The sequence below is a fragment of the Pseudomonas rhodesiae genome (assembly GCF_013285305.1).
Classification (GTDB): Bacteria; Pseudomonadota; Gammaproteobacteria; order Pseudomonadales; family Pseudomonadaceae; genus Aquipseudomonas; species Aquipseudomonas rhodesiae.
Genome location: NZ_CP054205.1, coordinates 4,411,408 through 4,426,141 on the forward strand (window position 1 = coordinate 4,411,408; position 14,734 = coordinate 4,426,141).

The 14,734-nt window shown below is 61.8% G+C and carries 15 protein-coding genes; 7 read left to right on the forward strand and 8 right to left on the reverse strand.

The genetic code is table 11. The features are described 5' to 3' along the window. Window positions 1-80 precede the first annotated feature (80 nt). The 3 genes from hemN (at window position 81) to HRH33_RS19910 (ending at window position 2,968) form a co-directional block, all read left to right on the forward strand. On the forward strand, window positions 81-1,463 hold the full coding sequence (hemN, locus tag HRH33_RS19900) for an oxygen-independent coproporphyrinogen III oxidase (RefSeq protein ID WP_167416874.1): 1,383 nt from the start codon (window positions 81-83) through the stop codon (window positions 1,461-1,463). A gap of 140 nt (window positions 1,464-1,603) precedes the next feature. After that, the gene (gene fnrA, locus HRH33_RS19905; RefSeq protein WP_034099680.1) at window positions 1,604-2,338 is read left to right on the forward strand and encodes a Crp/Fnr family transcriptional regulator FnrA; all 735 of its coding nucleotides are present in this window, start codon (window positions 1,604-1,606) and stop codon (window positions 2,336-2,338) included. A gap of 81 nt (window positions 2,339-2,419) precedes the next feature. Then, window positions 2,420-2,968, forward strand: coding sequence for an adenine phosphoribosyltransferase (locus HRH33_RS19910; RefSeq protein ID WP_034114796.1), 549 nt, complete (start codon window positions 2,420-2,422; stop codon window positions 2,966-2,968). A 12-nt stretch (window positions 2,969-2,980) separates the two neighbouring features. Here the strand turns inward: HRH33_RS19910 and HRH33_RS19915 are convergent, their stop codons facing one another. The 5 genes from HRH33_RS19915 to dnaX form a co-directional block, all read right to left on the reverse strand. After that, window positions 2,981-4,129, reverse strand: coding sequence for an acyl-CoA dehydrogenase family protein (locus HRH33_RS19915; protein WP_167416873.1), 1,149 nt, complete (start codon window positions 4,127-4,129; stop codon window positions 2,981-2,983). A 391-nt stretch (window positions 4,130-4,520) separates the two neighbouring features. Then, window positions 4,521-5,123 (reverse strand): recombination mediator RecR, encoded by a 603-nt coding sequence (recR, locus tag HRH33_RS19920; RefSeq protein ID WP_167416872.1) that lies wholly within the window; start codon window positions 5,121-5,123, stop codon window positions 4,521-4,523. Window positions 5,124-5,189: 66 nt separating this feature from the next. Further along, on the reverse strand, window positions 5,190-6,224 hold the full coding sequence (locus HRH33_RS19925; RefSeq protein WP_034099683.1) for an NADP-dependent oxidoreductase: 1,035 nt from the start codon (window positions 6,222-6,224) through the stop codon (window positions 5,190-5,192). 132 nt (window positions 6,225-6,356) lie between these two features. Continuing rightward, the gene (locus HRH33_RS19930) at window positions 6,357-6,695 is read right to left on the reverse strand and encodes a YbaB/EbfC family nucleoid-associated protein (RefSeq protein ID WP_034138927.1); all 339 of its coding nucleotides are present in this window, start codon (window positions 6,693-6,695) and stop codon (window positions 6,357-6,359) included. 44 nt (window positions 6,696-6,739) lie between these two features. Further along, a complete protein-coding gene (gene dnaX, locus HRH33_RS19935) occupies window positions 6,740-8,776 on the reverse strand; it encodes a DNA polymerase III subunit gamma/tau (RefSeq protein ID WP_094064990.1) in 2,037 nt (678 codons plus the stop codon). Between the two features lie 134 nt (window positions 8,777-8,910). On the opposite strand from dnaX, the gene HRH33_RS19940 reads away from it, so the two are divergent. Both HRH33_RS19940 and HRH33_RS19945 read left to right on the forward strand, forming a co-directional pair. After that, window positions 8,911-9,672 (forward strand): substrate-binding periplasmic protein, encoded by a 762-nt coding sequence (locus HRH33_RS19940; RefSeq protein ID WP_167416870.1) that lies wholly within the window; start codon window positions 8,911-8,913, stop codon window positions 9,670-9,672. Between the two features lie 54 nt (window positions 9,673-9,726). Then, a complete protein-coding gene (locus HRH33_RS19945; protein WP_052229588.1) occupies window positions 9,727-10,098 on the forward strand; it encodes a VOC family protein in 372 nt (123 codons plus the stop codon). Here HRH33_RS19945 and HRH33_RS19950 read toward each other — a convergent pair. Continuing rightward, window positions 10,012-10,971 (reverse strand): DMT family transporter, encoded by a 960-nt coding sequence (locus tag HRH33_RS19950; protein WP_167416869.1) that lies wholly within the window; start codon window positions 10,969-10,971, stop codon window positions 10,012-10,014. The two genes, HRH33_RS19945 and HRH33_RS19950, sit on opposite strands and share 87 nt — an antisense overlap. 102 nt (window positions 10,972-11,073) lie before the next feature. Here HRH33_RS19950 and HRH33_RS19955 point away from each other — a divergent pair, with 102 nt between their 5' ends. Both HRH33_RS19955 and HRH33_RS19960 read left to right on the forward strand, forming a co-directional pair. Continuing rightward, window positions 11,074-11,937, forward strand: a complete 864-nt coding sequence (locus HRH33_RS19955; RefSeq protein WP_167416868.1) for a LysR family transcriptional regulator — start codon at window positions 11,074-11,076, stop codon at window positions 11,935-11,937. A gap of 74 nt (window positions 11,938-12,011) precedes the next feature. Then, complete coding sequence (locus HRH33_RS19960) at window positions 12,012-12,923, forward strand: DUF2167 domain-containing protein (protein WP_167416867.1); 912 nt, start codon at window positions 12,012-12,014, stop codon at window positions 12,921-12,923. A 58-nt stretch (window positions 12,924-12,981) separates the two neighbouring features. Here the strand turns inward: HRH33_RS19960 and HRH33_RS19965 are convergent, their stop codons facing one another. Both HRH33_RS19965 and HRH33_RS19970 read right to left on the reverse strand, forming a co-directional pair. After that, window positions 12,982-13,578: a hypothetical protein gene (locus tag HRH33_RS19965; protein WP_167416866.1), complete on the reverse strand. Its 597-nt coding sequence runs from the start codon at window positions 13,576-13,578 to the stop codon at window positions 12,982-12,984. A gap of 1 nt (window position 13,579) precedes the next feature. Then, a complete protein-coding gene (locus HRH33_RS19970; protein ID WP_034114803.1) occupies window positions 13,580-14,626 on the reverse strand; it encodes an N-acetylmuramidase family protein in 1,047 nt (348 codons plus the stop codon). Window positions 14,627-14,734 lie beyond the last annotated feature (108 nt).

The following is a 14,734-nucleotide window of genomic DNA, read 5'->3' on the forward strand; positions in this document are numbered from 1 at the left end:
CTCCCCGTTGACGCAAATCAAGGCGCCCCCTACGGCCAACCCCTAGACTCGGCCCACTAGCCTATCCGGGGGACGCCCGCATGCTCGACGCCATTCGTTGGGACACCGATCTGATTAACCGCTACGACCTGGCAGGGCCGCGCTACACGTCCTACCCGACCGCCGTGCAATTCGACAGCCAAGTCGGCACATTCGACCTGCTCCACGCCCTGCGTGACAGCCGCAAGGCCACACGGCCGCTGTCGCTGTACGTGCATGTGCCGTTCTGCGCGAACATTTGCTACTACTGCGCCTGCAACAAGGTCATCACCAAGGACCGAGGCCGCGCCCACGCCTACCTGCAACGCCTGGAGCAGGAGATCCAACTGGTGGCTTGCCACCTGGACCCCAAGCAGCCGGTGGAGCAACTGCACTTCGGCGGCGGCACTCCGACCTTTCTCAGCCACGACGAACTGCGCCAGGTCATGACCTGCCTGCGCCAGCACTTCAACCTGCTGGACGATGACTCCGGCGACTATGGCATCGAGATCGACCCGCGCGAAGCCGACTGGGCCACCATGGGCCTGCTGCGCGAGCTGGGCTTTAACCGCGTGAGCATCGGCGTGCAAGACCTCGATCCCGAGGTCCAGCGCGCAGTGAACCGCCTGCAAAGTCTGGAAGAAACCCGCGCGGTGATCGACGCGGCACGCACCCTGCAATTTCGTTCGATCAACATCGACCTGATCTACGGCTTGCCCAAACAGACGCCGATCAACTTCGCGCGCACCGTGGAGGAAGTCATCAAGCTGCAGCCAGACCGCCTGTCGGTGTTCAACTATGCGCACCTGCCGGAACGTTTCATGCCGCAACGCCGGATCAACAGCGACGAACTGCCCTCCCCGGCGCAAAAACTGTTGATGCTGCAAACCACCATCGAACAACTGACCCAGGCCGGCTATCGCTACATCGGCATGGACCACTTCGCCCTGCCCGACGACGAGCTGGCCATCGCCCAGGAAGAGGGCCGGCTGCAACGCAACTTCCAGGGTTACACCACCCATGGTCATTGCGATCTGATCGGGCTTGGGGTGTCGGCCATCAGCCAGATCGGCGATCTGTACTGCCAGAACAGCAGTGACCTGAATACCTACCAGAACACCTTGGCTGGCGCGCAACTGGCCACCAGCCGTGGCCTGGTCTGCACCACGGACGATCGTTTGCGCCGTGAAGTGATTCAGCAACTGATCTGCAATTTCAGCCTGGCTTTCGAACCCGTCGAGCAGGCTTTCAATATTGATTTTCGCGGGTATTTCGCCGATCTCTGGCCGCAACTGGAGGCGATGGCCACGGACGGCCTGATCACCATCGACGAACACGGCATTCGCGTGCTGCCGGCAGGTCGACTGCTGGTGCGTTCGGTGTGCATGGTGTTCGATGCGTACTTGGAGCACCAGAACCGGCAGCGGTTTTCGCGGGTGATCTGAAGGGCAAGTCCCGGCGCGATGAGGGCCGGGGCGTTGCGCAAATCTCTATACCATTGGTGCTTTTTTGTACAGGCTGGCCTGACTGCCCACAGTGCGTTACCCTTACGCATTATGTGTGATTCCCCACAAGGATTTTAGTAATGTCCGAGCCAGTCAAGCTGCGCGCTCATAACCAGGCCCATTGCAAGGATTGCAGCCTGGCCCCCCTCTGCCTGCCACTTTCGCTGAATCTGGAAGACATGGATGCGCTGGACGACATCGTTAAACGCGGTCGCCCGCTGAAGAAAGGCGAGTTTCTGTTTCGCCAGGGCGACAAGTTCGATTCCGTCTATGCAGTACGCTCCGGCGCGTTGAAGACATTCAGCCTGAGCGACGGCGGCGAGGAACAAATCACCGGTTTCCATCTGCCGAGTGAGCTGGTGGGGTTATCGGGCATGGACACCGAGATTCACCCGGTATCGGCCCAGGCGCTGGAGACGACCTCGGTGTGCGAGATCCCCTTCGAACGCCTGGATGAGCTGGCGCTGCAATTGCCACAACTGCGCCGCCAGTTGATGCGTGTGATGAGTCGCGAGATCCGCGACGATCAACAGATGATGCTGCTGCTGTCGAAGAAAACCGCCGACGAGCGCATCGCCACCTTCCTGGTTAACCTCTCTGCCCGTTTTCGCGCCCGTGGGTTCTCGGCCAACCAATTCCGCCTGAGCATGTCGCGCAACGAAATCGGCAACTACCTGGGGCTGGCGGTGGAAACCGTGTCCCGCGTGTTCACCCGTTTCCAGCAGAACGAACTGCTCGCCGCCGAAGGCAAGGAAGTGCATATCCTCGACCCGATCCAGCTGTGCGCGCTGGCCGGTGGCTCCATAGAAGGTTGATGCAGACACCTGCGGCCGCGCCAATCGGCGAGGTCGCAGGTATACTTCGAGTCCGTTTTCCGCACCCAGGACTCCTCGACGATGACCTTCGACTCGTTCGACATCAAATCCCTGATCCGCCCTGTCATCGACTTCCCCAAGCCTGGGGTGATCTTCCGTGACATTACCCCGCTGTTCCAATCGCCCAAGGCCCTGCGCCTGGTGGCGGACAGCTTTGCCCAGCGCTACGTCGAAGCCGAGTTCACCCACATCGGCGCGATGGATGCTCGTGGTTTTCTGATCGGTTCAATCATTGCTTATCAGTTGAACAAGCCGCTGATCCTGTTTCGCAAGCAAGGCAAACTGCCGGCCGATGTGCTGGCCGAGGGTTACCAGACCGAATACGGCGAAGCCTTCCTGGAGGTGCACGCCGACAGCTTGTGCGAAGGCGACTCGGTGCTGATATTCGATGACCTGATCGCCACTGGCGGTACGCTGATCGCCGCTGCGAACTTGGTACGGCGCATGGGTGCGAAGGTGTTCGAAGCCGCCGCAATCATCGACCTGCCGGAGCTGGGTGGCTCGCAGCGCTTGGAAGACATGGGCATCCCGACGTTTTGCCTGACGCAGTTTTCATTGACTGAACGCTAATGGCACTGCCCATCACAAGCCCATCTGCTTGCTGATGATTTCGTTCATCACCTCCCGAGTCCCCCCGCCGATGGACAGGATGCGGTTGTCGCGATACAGCCGCTCCACCAGATTGCCGCGCATATAGCCCTGGCCGCCGAGAATCTGCACGGCGTCGTAGGTGACGCGGTCGGCGGTGTCGGTGGCCAGGTTCTTGGCCATGGAAATTTCCTTGATCACACTTTTGCCCGCCGCCATCTTCGCTGCCTGGCGGTAAGTGAACTCCCGCGAGACTTCCACGGCCGTGGCCATTTCCGCCAAGCGATGCTTGAGCACCTGGAATTTACCGATGGGTTTGCCGAACGCCTCACGCTGAGCGGCCCATTGCAGGCTCTGTTCAAGGGCCATCTGCGCGGTCATATTGGCCATCAATGCCAGAGCCAGGCGTTCGCTCTGGAAGTTGCCCATAATGCAGGCAAATCCCATGTTCTCGGCGCCGATCAGATTGCCGACGGGCACTGGGCAGTTATCGAAGAACAACTCAGCCGTGTCCGACGCCCACCAGCCCATCTTCTTCAGTGGTGGACCGACGGTAAAACCAGGGGTGTTTTTTTCGATCAACAGCAGGCTGATACCGGCAAATCCCGGCCCACCGGTGCGCACCGCCACGGTGTAGAAGTCGGCGCGCACGCCGCTGGTAATAAAGGTTTTGCTGCCACTGACGCGGTAACAGTCGCCGTCGCGCACGGCGCGGGTGTGCAGGTTGGCCACATCGGAACCGCCACCCGGCTCGGTAACCGCCAGAGCAATGACCTTCGCCCCTGCCAACACCTGCGGCACCACTCGCTCGCGCACTTCGGGCCGTGCCCATTTGAAGACCGGCGGCAAGCCGATATCCAGCGAACCGAGCCCCGCGACAACGCCGCCGGAGCCGCAGCGCATCAACTCTTCGCTGGCCGCAACCTTGGCGAACAAATCGCCTTCGTGACTGCCACCCAATGATTCTGGATACCCGATGCCAAGGATCCCCGCCGCACCGGCCTTGTCGTAGAGGTCGCGGGGGAAACTTTGCGCCTCCTCCCAGTGCTCGATGCCCGGCAGTATTTCGCGCTCGACAAAGCGACGCACGCTGTCGCGGATCAGTTGGTGATGGGGGTCGAAGTAATCCTGATAGGCAGACATCGGCAAACTCCACGCTACGGTGGAGAGAAATTACCAAGCGCTTGCTTGGTTAACAAGCATTCGAGAGAGCGCGGTGCCAAAGAAATCCGAACTGAACACGCCACGCACTTGTTGCGGCGAAGCGGCCCTGTCTCCAGGCGCTGCGGTGCGTCAGGCAGAAACGGTTGCCAGGTTGTAGGGCTGCTTCGCAGCCCAGCGCAGGGCAAGCCTGCTCACTACACAGGGAGCGGCGCACATGCTTGCAGTGGTGAGCGGGCTTGCCCCGCGCTGGGGCGCGAAGCGGCCCTGTCTGCAGGCGCTCCGGTGGGTCAGGCGGAAACGGTCGCCTGGTTGTAGGGCGGCTTCGCAGCCCAGCGCAGGGCAAGCCTGCTCACTACAACAGCCGGGATGGCTAGAGGGCGATGGGTTTGCGGCCGGCGAAAGAGTGCGCCAGGGTGCCGCCGTCCACCAGTTCCAACTCGCCACCCAGCGGCACGCCGTGGGCGATGCGTGAAGTAATCAGGCCTTTGTTGGTCAGCAGTTGGGCAATGTAATGGGCAGTCGCTTCACCTTCCACCGTGGGGTTGGTGGCGAGGATGACTTCGGTAAAGGTGCCCTGCTCATCGATACGCGCCACCAGTTGCGGGATGCCGATGGCCTCCGGGCCGAGGCCGTCGAGCGGCGAGAGGTGGCCCTTGAGCACGAAGTAGCGTCCGCGATAACCGGTCTGTTCCACCGCATACACATCCATCGGCCCTTCCACTACGCACAGCAAAGTGTCGTCGCGGCGCGGGTCCGCGCATTGCGGGCAAAGCTCTTCTTCGGTGAGAGTGCGGCACTGGCGACAGTGGCCAACGCCTTCCATGGCCTGGCTCAGGGCCTGGGCCAGGCGAGTGCCGCCGCTGCGGTCACGCTCCAGCAATTGCAGCGCCATGCGCTGGGCGGTTTTCTGGCCGACACCCGGCAAAGTACGCAGGGCGTCGATCAGTTGACGAATCAGGGGGCTGAAGCTCATGGGGCATGGGTCCGACAAAACGACGAGACGCGGTTTATACCCGCGCCCCGGATTAGCGTCAAATGATCAATCCTGCGCGACGCGCACCACCAACTTGCCGAAGTTGCGCCCTTCGAGCAGGCCGATAAAGGCTTCGGGCGCCTGCTCCAGGCCCTCGACCACATCTTCGCGGAACTTGATCTTACCCTCGCGCACCCACGGCGCCATGGCGCTTAGGAACTCGGGCTGACGGTCGCCGTAGTCATCGAACACAATAAAGCCCTGGATGCGCACGCGCTTGGTCAGCAGAGTCCGTTGCAGGGCCGGTAGACGATCTGGACCACTGGGCGCCTCATGGGCGTTGTAGCCGGCAATCAGGCCGCACAGCGGCACCCGTGCCTTGGCATTCAGTAGCGGCAACACTGCGTCGAAGACCTTGCCGCCGACGTTTTCGAAATAGATGTCCACACCTTTGAAGCAGGCCTGGGCCAGCTCGTCGGCAAAGTCCTCGCTTTTATGGTCGATACAGGCATCAAAGCCCAACTCGTCCACCACATAGCGGCACTTCTGCGCGCCGCCCGCGATACCGACCACACGCAGGCCCTTGAGCTTAGCCACCTGCCCCACCACCGAGCCGACCGCTCCGGACGCCGCGGCCACCACCAGGGTTTCGCCGGCCTTGGGCTGGCCGATGTCCATCAGGCCCATGTAGGCGGTCATGCCGGGCATGCCCAGCACACCCAGCGCCATGGAAGGACTGGCCAGCCCCTTAGGCACCGGTATCAGGTTGCGGCCGTCGGAAATGCTGTGGCTCTGCCAGCCGGTCGCACCGACCACCAGATCACCCACTTCAAACTTCGGATGACGCGACTGCTCGATACGGCTGACAGCACCGCCGGTCATTACCTCGTCGATTTCCACCGGTGCCGCGTAGGACGGCGCATCGCTCATCCGCCCACGCATGTAGGGGTCAAGGGACAAGTACAAGGTTTTGAGCAGCACCTGGCCGTCCGCCAGCTCCGGCAAAGTCACACGCTCCAGGCGGAAGTTCTCCGGGGTCGGCGCACCTTTAGGGCGCGAAACCAGGACGATTCGCTGGTTGAGTGTCGGTTCGTGAGGCATCAGAGGGCTCCTTATCGAATTCATCGGTATAGGGTGCAGACCATGGGTGCCGTGCCGGGGTTCGATCGGATCGGCATAAACAAAAATGCCAGGCGCGATGCCTGGCATTGGAGTCTAGCTAAAGCCTGCGGATCAGAACGGCAGCTTCATCCCCGGCGGCAGTTGCATGCCGGCGGTCATACCGGACATTTTGTCCTGGCTGTTGGCTTCGATCTTGCGCACGGCGTCGTTCACGGCAGCCGCGAACAGATCTTCCAGCACCTCACGGTCGTCATCGCTGACGCCTTCAAGCAGGCTCGGGTCGATGCTCACGCGCTTGATGTCGTGACGACCGGTCATCACCACACTGACCATATCGCCACCGGCTTTACCGGTGACTTCGGCGTTGGCCAGTTCTTCCTGCATCTTGGCCATTTTTTCCTGCATCTGCTGCGCCTGCTTCATCAGGCCGGCCATGCCACCTTTCATCATGGGAATCACCTCAAAAGTACGTGGATCAAGTTAGTAGCCCGGTGTCATGACGCCTGGGGCACCGGAGCTTCGACAGGTTCAATAGTATCGTGGCGCACCACCGCACCGAACTGCTGCATCATTTGCTGGATGAGCGGATCGGCGTGGATCGCGTCCTCGGCTTCACGCTGGCGGTTCAGACGCCGGCGCGTCGCGGCCTGGGCCGGGGTTTCCTGCTCAGGCTTGATCAATTCGATGCTGATCGTCAGCGTGCGCCCATGGTACTGGTTAAGGGCATCATTGAGGCGACGCTGCTGGGTTGCGTTGAACAAGGCACTATGGGCCGGGTCCAGGTGCAGCGACCAGTGGTCGCCGTCGACAGCGATCAGCGTGCAGTTGGCGGCGATGCTGCCGGTCATGCCGGAAATCGGCAATTTCGGGAACAGTTCCAGCCACTGCAGAGCCAGGCCGGTGGCCGGCGCCGCGGCGGGTTCAGGCTCGGGCTCCGGGGCCGGTTCGGCGGCGTGTTCGCTGGCCAATTCGTCCAGGTAGCTGTAGGCCGAATCCATGTCCGGCTCGATGTAGTCTTCGTCCAGCGGCGGCTCGTCGTCGAGGTCGATGCCCGGCGTGGCCGCGTCGACTTGGGCGACCGTCGGCTCTGGCACCGGCGCGGACACCCACTCCGGCGCATCCGGCACCACGCTGTCAGGCGTCGGCGTGGGCATCGGGGTCAGTTCGGGTTGTTCGCCGGTGGTTTCCAGCACGGGCTCCACGGCGGGCTGCAACTCGGGCTCGGGCTCAGCGTCCGCCGGCTCGTTCCACGGCAGGTCGACCACAGGTTCGGGCTCAGGCGCGGCAACCGCTACTGGCTCAGGCGCCACGGCTGGAGGCGCTACCGGCGCAGGCGCTGCGGCAACTGGCGCAACCACGGCGGCGCCAGCCACAGGTTTGGCGGAATCAACTGTGGCCTGGCTGATCCCCACTGGCTTTAGCGGCTGTCTCGGCGCATCCGCCGTATCGGCGGGCCGGAACGCCAGCATGCGCAACAGCACCATTTCAAAACCGCCGCGCGGATCCGGCGCCAGGGGCAAATCGCGACGGCCGATCAGGCCCATCTGGTAATAGAACTGCACGTCTTCGGCCGGCAATGCCTGGGCCAACGCCAGCACCCGGTCGCGGTCGCCGTGGCCGTTGTCGACACCTTCAGGCAGGGCCTGGGCGATGGCGACGCGGTGCAGCACATTGAGGATTTCGGAGAGCACGCCGTTCCAGTCCGGGCCTTGCTCCGACAAATGGCGCACGGCCTCCAGCAACGCCTTGGCATCGCCGTCGATCAATGCGTGCAGCACGTCGAAGACCTGGCCGTGATCAAGGGTGCCCAGCATGGCACGCACATCGGCGGCCATGACCTTGCCTTCGCCAAAGGCGATGGCCTGGTCGGTGAGGCTCATGGCGTCACGCATCGAGCCATCGGCCGCGCGGCCGAGCAGCCACAGCGCGTCGTCTTCGAACGGCACGTTCTCGACACCCAGCACATGGGTCAAATGCTCGACCACTCGCTCGGGAGTCATGTTCTTCAGGGAAAACTGCAGGCACCGCGACAGAATGGTTGCAGGAAGTTTCTGCGGGTCGGTGGTGGCCAGGATGAATTTGACGTAGGGCGGCGGCTCTTCCAGGGTTTTCAACAAGGCGTTGAAGGAGTGGCTGGACAGCATGTGCACTTCGTCGATCAGGTAGACCTTGAAGCGGCCACGGCTCGGGGCGTACTGCACGTTGTCCAGCAGCTCGCGGGTGTCTTCGACCTTGGTGCGGCTGGCGGCGTCGATCTCGATCAGGTCGACGAAACGCCCTTCGTCGATTTCCCGGCATACCGAACAGGTGCCGCAGGGCGTTGAGGTGATCCCGGTTTCACAGTTCAGGCACTTGGCGATGATCCGCGCGATCGTGGTCTTGCCCACCCCCCGGGTACCGGTAAACAGGTAGGCGTGGTGCAGCCGTTGGCTGTCCAAGGCATTGATCAGAGCCTTGAGCACATGGGTCTGGCCGACCATTTCGCGGAACGAGCGCGGGCGCCATTTACGTGCAAGAACCTGATAACTCATCGAAAACCGTCGCAACTGGGAAGCAGAGGCCGGTAATGCTAGCGGAGCAAGGGGGAAATTGCATCCGGCACGCTCGTCTAATCTGACTAAGCTCTGCTGACTGGCCCCCGAAACGGCCTGAACCTGGAGAGTGTATGCGCGTAGTCCTGGGCGCTTTATGGATGATCACCACGGCCAGCCTGGCGGCGCCTGCCCCGCTGCGTTTTTCGATTTCCGACAGTTGGGCGATGCCGATGGTGCAAGTGGAGAACGGTCAGCCGACCCAGGGCATTTTGTATGACGTGATGTCGAGCCTGGCCACACAGCTCGGCCTACCGGCCCGGTTCCAAGTGCTGGCACGCGCGCGCATCGCCACTGCCTTGCTCCATGGCGACATCGACGTGCGCTGTTATGTCACCCAGGCCTGGCTCGATGACCTCCCCGGCGACTACGCCTGGAGCGTGCCGCTGATGGTGCAGCGCAGCGTCCTGGTCAGTGCCGCCGAGCAACCGATCACGCTGGCCGACCTGGCCCCGCAAGCCATCGGCACCGTGCTCAATTACCGCTACACCGGCCTGGCCGCGTTGTTCGCCAGCGGCCGGCTGACCCGTGACGATGCCCGCAGCGAAGAACAGGTCTTGCACAAACTGCTGGCCGGACGCTTTCAGTACGCCGTCATCAACGAATGGACAGTTGATCGCTTCAACCAATCCCTGCCGCTTGGTCGGCGTCTGCATAAGGTCGCCGTGGTCGATGAGTTGAACCTGAGCTGCCTGGTGCGCAACGATCCAAACCTGCCGGTGCAACAGATTCTGGACACATTGCAGCGCATGAAAATGTCAGGGGAAATCGACGAGATCATTCAGCTGTACACCGGCCAAATTCCATCGACGCCCCACGCTCCTGACAAGAACTGACAGTGCGACCTTTTAGACTGGGCTGACTTAACCGCCTGCCCTCAAGGAGCCTGCATGCACACCGTCGCCCATTATTTCCTGCTGTATGTCGACAGCCCGGCCACCAGCGCGAATTTCTACAGCCGCCTGCTTGATAAGCCGCCCGTGGAACTCAACCCGACCTTTGCCCTGTTCATACTCGATAACGGCGTCAAGCTGGGGCTGTGGTCGCGCCACACAGTGGAACCGGCCGCCACGCTGACGGGCGGCGGCGCTGAAGTGGGGCTGTCACTGGCGGACAAAACCGCTGTGGACACCTTGCACGCGCAGTGGTCGGCACGGGGCGCCACGATCATTCAGTCACCGACGGATTTGGACTTCGGCTATACCTTCGTCGCCGAGGACCTGGACGGCCACCGGTTGCGCGCATTCTGCCTGCACGACTAAGCGCCTGCGCCCCTCCAGGCTGATGGCCGCCACGCTGGCCAGCACGATCAGCGCACCGAGCACCACCCAGGGCGTCACCTGCTCACCCAGCAGAGTGGCGGCCATCAGCATCGCCACGGGCGGAATCAGGTACATCGCCACCGACGCGCGGCTGACCTCCACATGTTTCAACACATAGCCCCACGCCAGATAGGCCAGAGCGCTCGGGAAAATGCCCAGCACCAGCACCGCCAGGTTCTCCGTCAACGGCGCCCGCAGCACCGCCGCGGGCAGGCCCGGCAGGTTCACGCAGAGCATCAGGGTGCCCGCCCACACCATGTAGCACGCCATGGTCAGCGGGCTGTAGCGATGGGCGTAGTGTTTCTGAAGGGCGAAATACACACTCCAGGACAGCGCTGCCAGCAGGATCAGCACGCCGCGCGGGTCGATCTCGCCGATGCCCCGATCACCGCAGATCACCACCCCTACCCCGACCAACCCCAATGACACACACACACAACGCCACACACTCACCCGCTCCTTTAAAACCAAAAACGCGATCAGCACACTGAACAGCGGGGCCGACTGCGCCAACACACTGGAGGCCGCCGCCGTGACCCATTGCTGTCCATAGTTGAGGGCTGTGTGGTGCAGGAACACGCCGAAGAACCCCAGCACCAGCAACCAGGGCACGTCCCGCCAGCGCGGTCGGCCAATGCCCAGTACCAGCGCCACCCCGGCCATAAACAGCGACGCGATCAAAAAGCGCAACAACGCCAGCTGGCCGGGGCTGTAGCTGTGCAGGCCAAGATGCACGCCAATCGGCGAATAGGCCCAGCAGAGGATCACGCTGGCGGTGACTAGCGTAAGCTTCAGGCGTGACGGTGTGTTCATCGAGAGCGTCCGGAAACCGCGAAAGAAGGCCTTCAGTCTTGGCCCGGACGCGGCGCAGGACAATTAAGCGTTTCTGACTTCTGAAATCACGGGAATTGAGCAATGGAACTGGCCCAACTGAAAATGGTGCGCGCCGTGGCGCAGACGGGCAGCGTGGCCCAGGCAGCCGTGCAGCTGCATTGCGTGCCCTCCAATATCACCACGCGCATCAAGCAGCTGGAGAGCGAGCTGGGCACGCCGTTATTTATCCGCGCCGGACGCGGGCTGGCGATCAGTGCGGCGGGTGAAATTTTTCTCGACTACTGCGAGCGCATCCTGGCGCTGGTGGATGAGTCCAAACGCGCAGTGGATGCCACTGCCATCCCCCGTGGCACCTTGCGCATCGGCGCGGTGGAATCCAGCGCCAGCGGCCGCTTGCCACCGCTGCTGGCGGAATATCACCGGCGTTACCCACAGGTCAGCCTGGAACTGGTGACCGGCGCCTGGAGCCCATTGCTGGACGACCTGCAACACCATCGCCTGGACGTGGCCCTGGTGGCCGCCGGTAACCCGCGGGCCAAACTCGAACACAGCGTGGTCTACCGCGAACGCCTGGTGCTCATCGCCAGCGCGTGCAGCGCGCCCATTCACGACGCACAGGACCTGGCGGGCCGCACACTGCTGGTGTGGCCAAGTGGCTGCCCCTATCGCGCGGCGCTGGAGAACTGGCTCAAACCCCATAACGTCACACCGAGCATCGCCACCTATGCCAGCTGGGGCACGATCATCGGCTGTGTCAGCGCCGGAATCGGCGTGGCGTTGGCGCCAGAAGGGATTCTGGCGCGTTATGAGCAGGCCAGTCAGTTGGCGTCGTACCGATTCGAGGAGCTTGAGCCCGTGGACAATCTGCTGTTCTGGCACACCGACACGCAGCGGCACCTGGCGCGGGATGCCTTTGCCGATTTGCTGCGCGAAACCTTTGGCTAAGCCATATCTGGATGCCTGTAGCAGGTTTTTCCGTTATCCTCCCGCGAAATTAATTCAAAATGTAAGGGACTACCGTGAATTACTTCCGCTTGTTGCTTGCGGCGGCTGCTCTAAGCCTGCCCGTCGTACCCGCCATCGCCGCCGCCACGCCTGCACCGGTCGAAGCCAGCGCCGCCGCTGAACCGGCTGAAACCGCCGAACATTTCCTGGCTTCGCTGAAGAAAAAAACCGGCACGGTCACCCTGCCCAGCGGCATCGCCACCCTCAAACTCAACGACGAGTTCTACTACCTCGACCCGGCCGATACCGAGCGCCTGCTGACCGACGGCTGGGGCAACCCACCGGGCTTCAAGACCCTGGGCATGATCGTACCCAAAGCCGTTAGCCCGCTGTCCGAGCGTGGCTGGGGCGTGATCGTCAGCTACAAGGCCGATGGGCATATTTCCGACGAGGACGCGGCAAAAATCGACTACGCCGACCTGCTCAAGCAGATGCAGGAAGAAGACGAGGCCGAGAACCAGGAACGCAAGAAACAAGGCTACGCCGGCCTGCATCTGCTGGGCTGGGCCGAGCCGCCGCACTATGACGACACCACCCACAAGATGTACTGGGCCCGCGAGCTGAAAGCCGACGACGCCGATCAGAACACCCTCAACTACAGCATCCGCGTACTGGGCCGTGAAGGCGTGCTGGAACTCAATGCCGTTGCCGCCATGGCCGACCTGCCGACCATCAAGCAAGAGCTGCCCAAGGTGCTGGCCTTCACCAACTTCACCGATGGCAACCTGTACACCGACTTCAACCCCAGCACCGACAAAATGGCCACCTATGGCCTAGCGGCACTGGTGGCCGGTGGGATCGCCGCCAAGGCCGGGTTGTTCGCCAAGATCGGCATTTTCCTGCTGGCGGCGAAGAAGTTTTTGGTCATCGGCGTGGTGGCGTTGCTCGCCGGTATCCGCAAGTTGTTCAGCCGCAATAAGGGCTGAACCCCGCCCATAAAAAACGCCGCCGTGTACCAGGCACACGGCGGCGTTTTTTTGTGACTCAGTTTTGCGCGGTGGGCGCAGCCAGACGGCTGTACTGGTCCTGGCTGATCCAACCAATGAACGAGCGGCCTTCGGCGTTGACGAACTCGACCTGGGCCCAGCCGTCCTTGTACGCCAGCACACCGACCACGTCTCGCTTGACGATATACGGGCGCTTGGCGACCTTGGCACCTGGGGTTTTCTGCAAGTAAGCCTTGTCAGCGGACACCGTGACCAGGCCGATCCAGTTTTTGCTGGCGGTCTGGCTCAGGTCCAGGCCGGTGGCGATTTCCGGCATCAACACGTTCAGGCAACCGGGGTGTTGGCGGCCTTGTTCCACGGTCAGGGTCACGCCATCGCCAGACGCTGCGATGCTGCCGGGATAAGCTTCCTGGCCCCAAGTGGTCAGCGCGCCCGGTTTACCCTGCAGGTAAAACATGCAGCCGCGGGTGACGCCCTCGCCCATCTCTTCGGCGTAGTAGCCTTCGACCTGCTGCTGCGGCGTGACCGCCAGCATCAGGCCTTCATACTTGCCCGAATGCAAAGCGCTGCTGGCGGCCAATGCCGGCACTGCAAAGCACAACGACAACACACCCATCGTCAGAAAACGCGTCATCCTATTTTTTCCCTTCAAGTTTTTCGTAGGCTTTCTTCATCAGGACGTCGTAGTTGCCGTAGTCCTCACCGTTGTAATTACGCGCCATGCCGGTGAAATCCTTGGCCTTCATGGCTTTCATCAACGCTGGGCTCTTGCTGCAGAAACCCAGGAAGGCTTTGAGCTGGTTGCCAGCATTCACTTTCAAGGCGGCCGCGAATTCAAACACGGTCTTGTAACCGCACGATTCGAAGTTGAAGCCCATGATCTGGAACATGCCCCAGGACGCCGACATCAAGGCCGCTTCCTGATCCAGAGCAAATGCTGTCGCCATGGTTTCCCAGGCCTTGGTCTGGTCCTTGTTGTTGGTCTGCCACTGCGGCCCGGCCTTTTTCACGTAGGGGTAAGACAGCAGCGGGTGGGCCTGGTCGTAGATGCGCTTGGTGTACTTGCGAAACAGGTGCCCTTCGAAGGCGATCACCGGCAACTTGGCCGGCCCGAACCCCGAACGTCCGCCGGATTCCACGGTGGCGAAGGCCTTGATGATGTTGACCGAAATGCCGTTTCCCAACTGGGTGGCGGCGTTCTGGAAATCAGTGTCGGAGAGGGTCATGCCACCGTCGCAGGTGGGCTGCAACATCAGTTGCCGGTTGCGGCGCTCCGCCTCGATCATCGCGCGCATGCGGTCCAAGTACACATTCACCGTAGCCTGCACTGCATCGCCGTGGTTATTGCCGAAGGCATTCAGGAAGGTTGGAATGCGCAGCGTTGGAGAGGCCTTGACCGGCACCTTGACGGCCTCTTCGATCAGACTGTTGAACGTACGGCCGGTGGGGTCGATCACGCCGTCGGGATGGGCGTACTTGAGGTGGCGAAACTGATACTGGCTGATGCACTGCACCAACTGGCCGTCGCACTTGCCGTTTTCCGGCAGGGGAAAGCCCATTTTTGGAATGATCAGATTGAATAAATACTGGATGCACTGCACATCGGCGGGCAAATTGCGGGCTTTACCGGGAGCGCCCACCGAAGCACTGATCAGACGGGGCAACCCTTGCAGGCTTTTCATCAGAGACATCCTTGTTAGTTAAAGAAGTGATATCACTTCAATATCAATGCGTTACTGTTGTCATATTCTGAAACATGCAGCTGGCGGAAACTAGCAAGGCAGTTTTAG

Coding starts and splice junctions, on each gene's coding strand:
- hemN (WP_167416874.1), top strand. CDS start 81: ATGCTCGACGCCATTCGTTGGGACACCGATCTGATTAACCGCTACGAC.
- fnrA (WP_034099680.1), top strand. CDS start 1,604: ATGTCCGAGCCAGTCAAGCTGCGCGCTCATAACCAGGCCCATTGCAAG.
- HRH33_RS19910 (WP_034114796.1), top strand. CDS start 2,420: ATGACCTTCGACTCGTTCGACATCAAATCCCTGATCCGCCCTGTCATC.
- HRH33_RS19915 (WP_167416873.1), bottom strand. CDS start 4,129: ATGTCTGCCTATCAGGATTACTTCGACCCCCATCACCAACTGATCCGC.
- recR (WP_167416872.1), bottom strand. CDS start 5,123: ATGAGCTTCAGCCCCCTGATTCGTCAACTGATCGACGCCCTGCGTACT.
- HRH33_RS19925 (WP_034099683.1), bottom strand. CDS start 6,224: ATGCCTCACGAACCGACACTCAACCAGCGAATCGTCCTGGTTTCGCGC.
- HRH33_RS19930 (WP_034138927.1), bottom strand. CDS start 6,695: ATGATGAAAGGTGGCATGGCCGGCCTGATGAAGCAGGCGCAGCAGATG.
- dnaX (WP_094064990.1), bottom strand. CDS start 8,776: ATGAGTTATCAGGTTCTTGCACGTAAATGGCGCCCGCGCTCGTTCCGC.
- HRH33_RS19940 (WP_167416870.1), top strand. CDS start 8,911: ATGCGCGTAGTCCTGGGCGCTTTATGGATGATCACCACGGCCAGCCTG.
- HRH33_RS19945 (WP_052229588.1), top strand. CDS start 9,727: ATGCACACCGTCGCCCATTATTTCCTGCTGTATGTCGACAGCCCGGCC.
- HRH33_RS19950 (WP_167416869.1), bottom strand. CDS start 10,971: ATGAACACACCGTCACGCCTGAAGCTTACGCTAGTCACCGCCAGCGTG.
- HRH33_RS19955 (WP_167416868.1), top strand. CDS start 11,074: ATGGAACTGGCCCAACTGAAAATGGTGCGCGCCGTGGCGCAGACGGGC.
- HRH33_RS19965 (WP_167416866.1), bottom strand. CDS start 13,578: ATGACGCGTTTTCTGACGATGGGTGTGTTGTCGTTGTGCTTTGCAGTG.
- HRH33_RS19970 (WP_034114803.1), bottom strand. CDS start 14,626: ATGAAAAGCCTGCAAGGGTTGCCCCGTCTGATCAGTGCTTCGGTGGGC.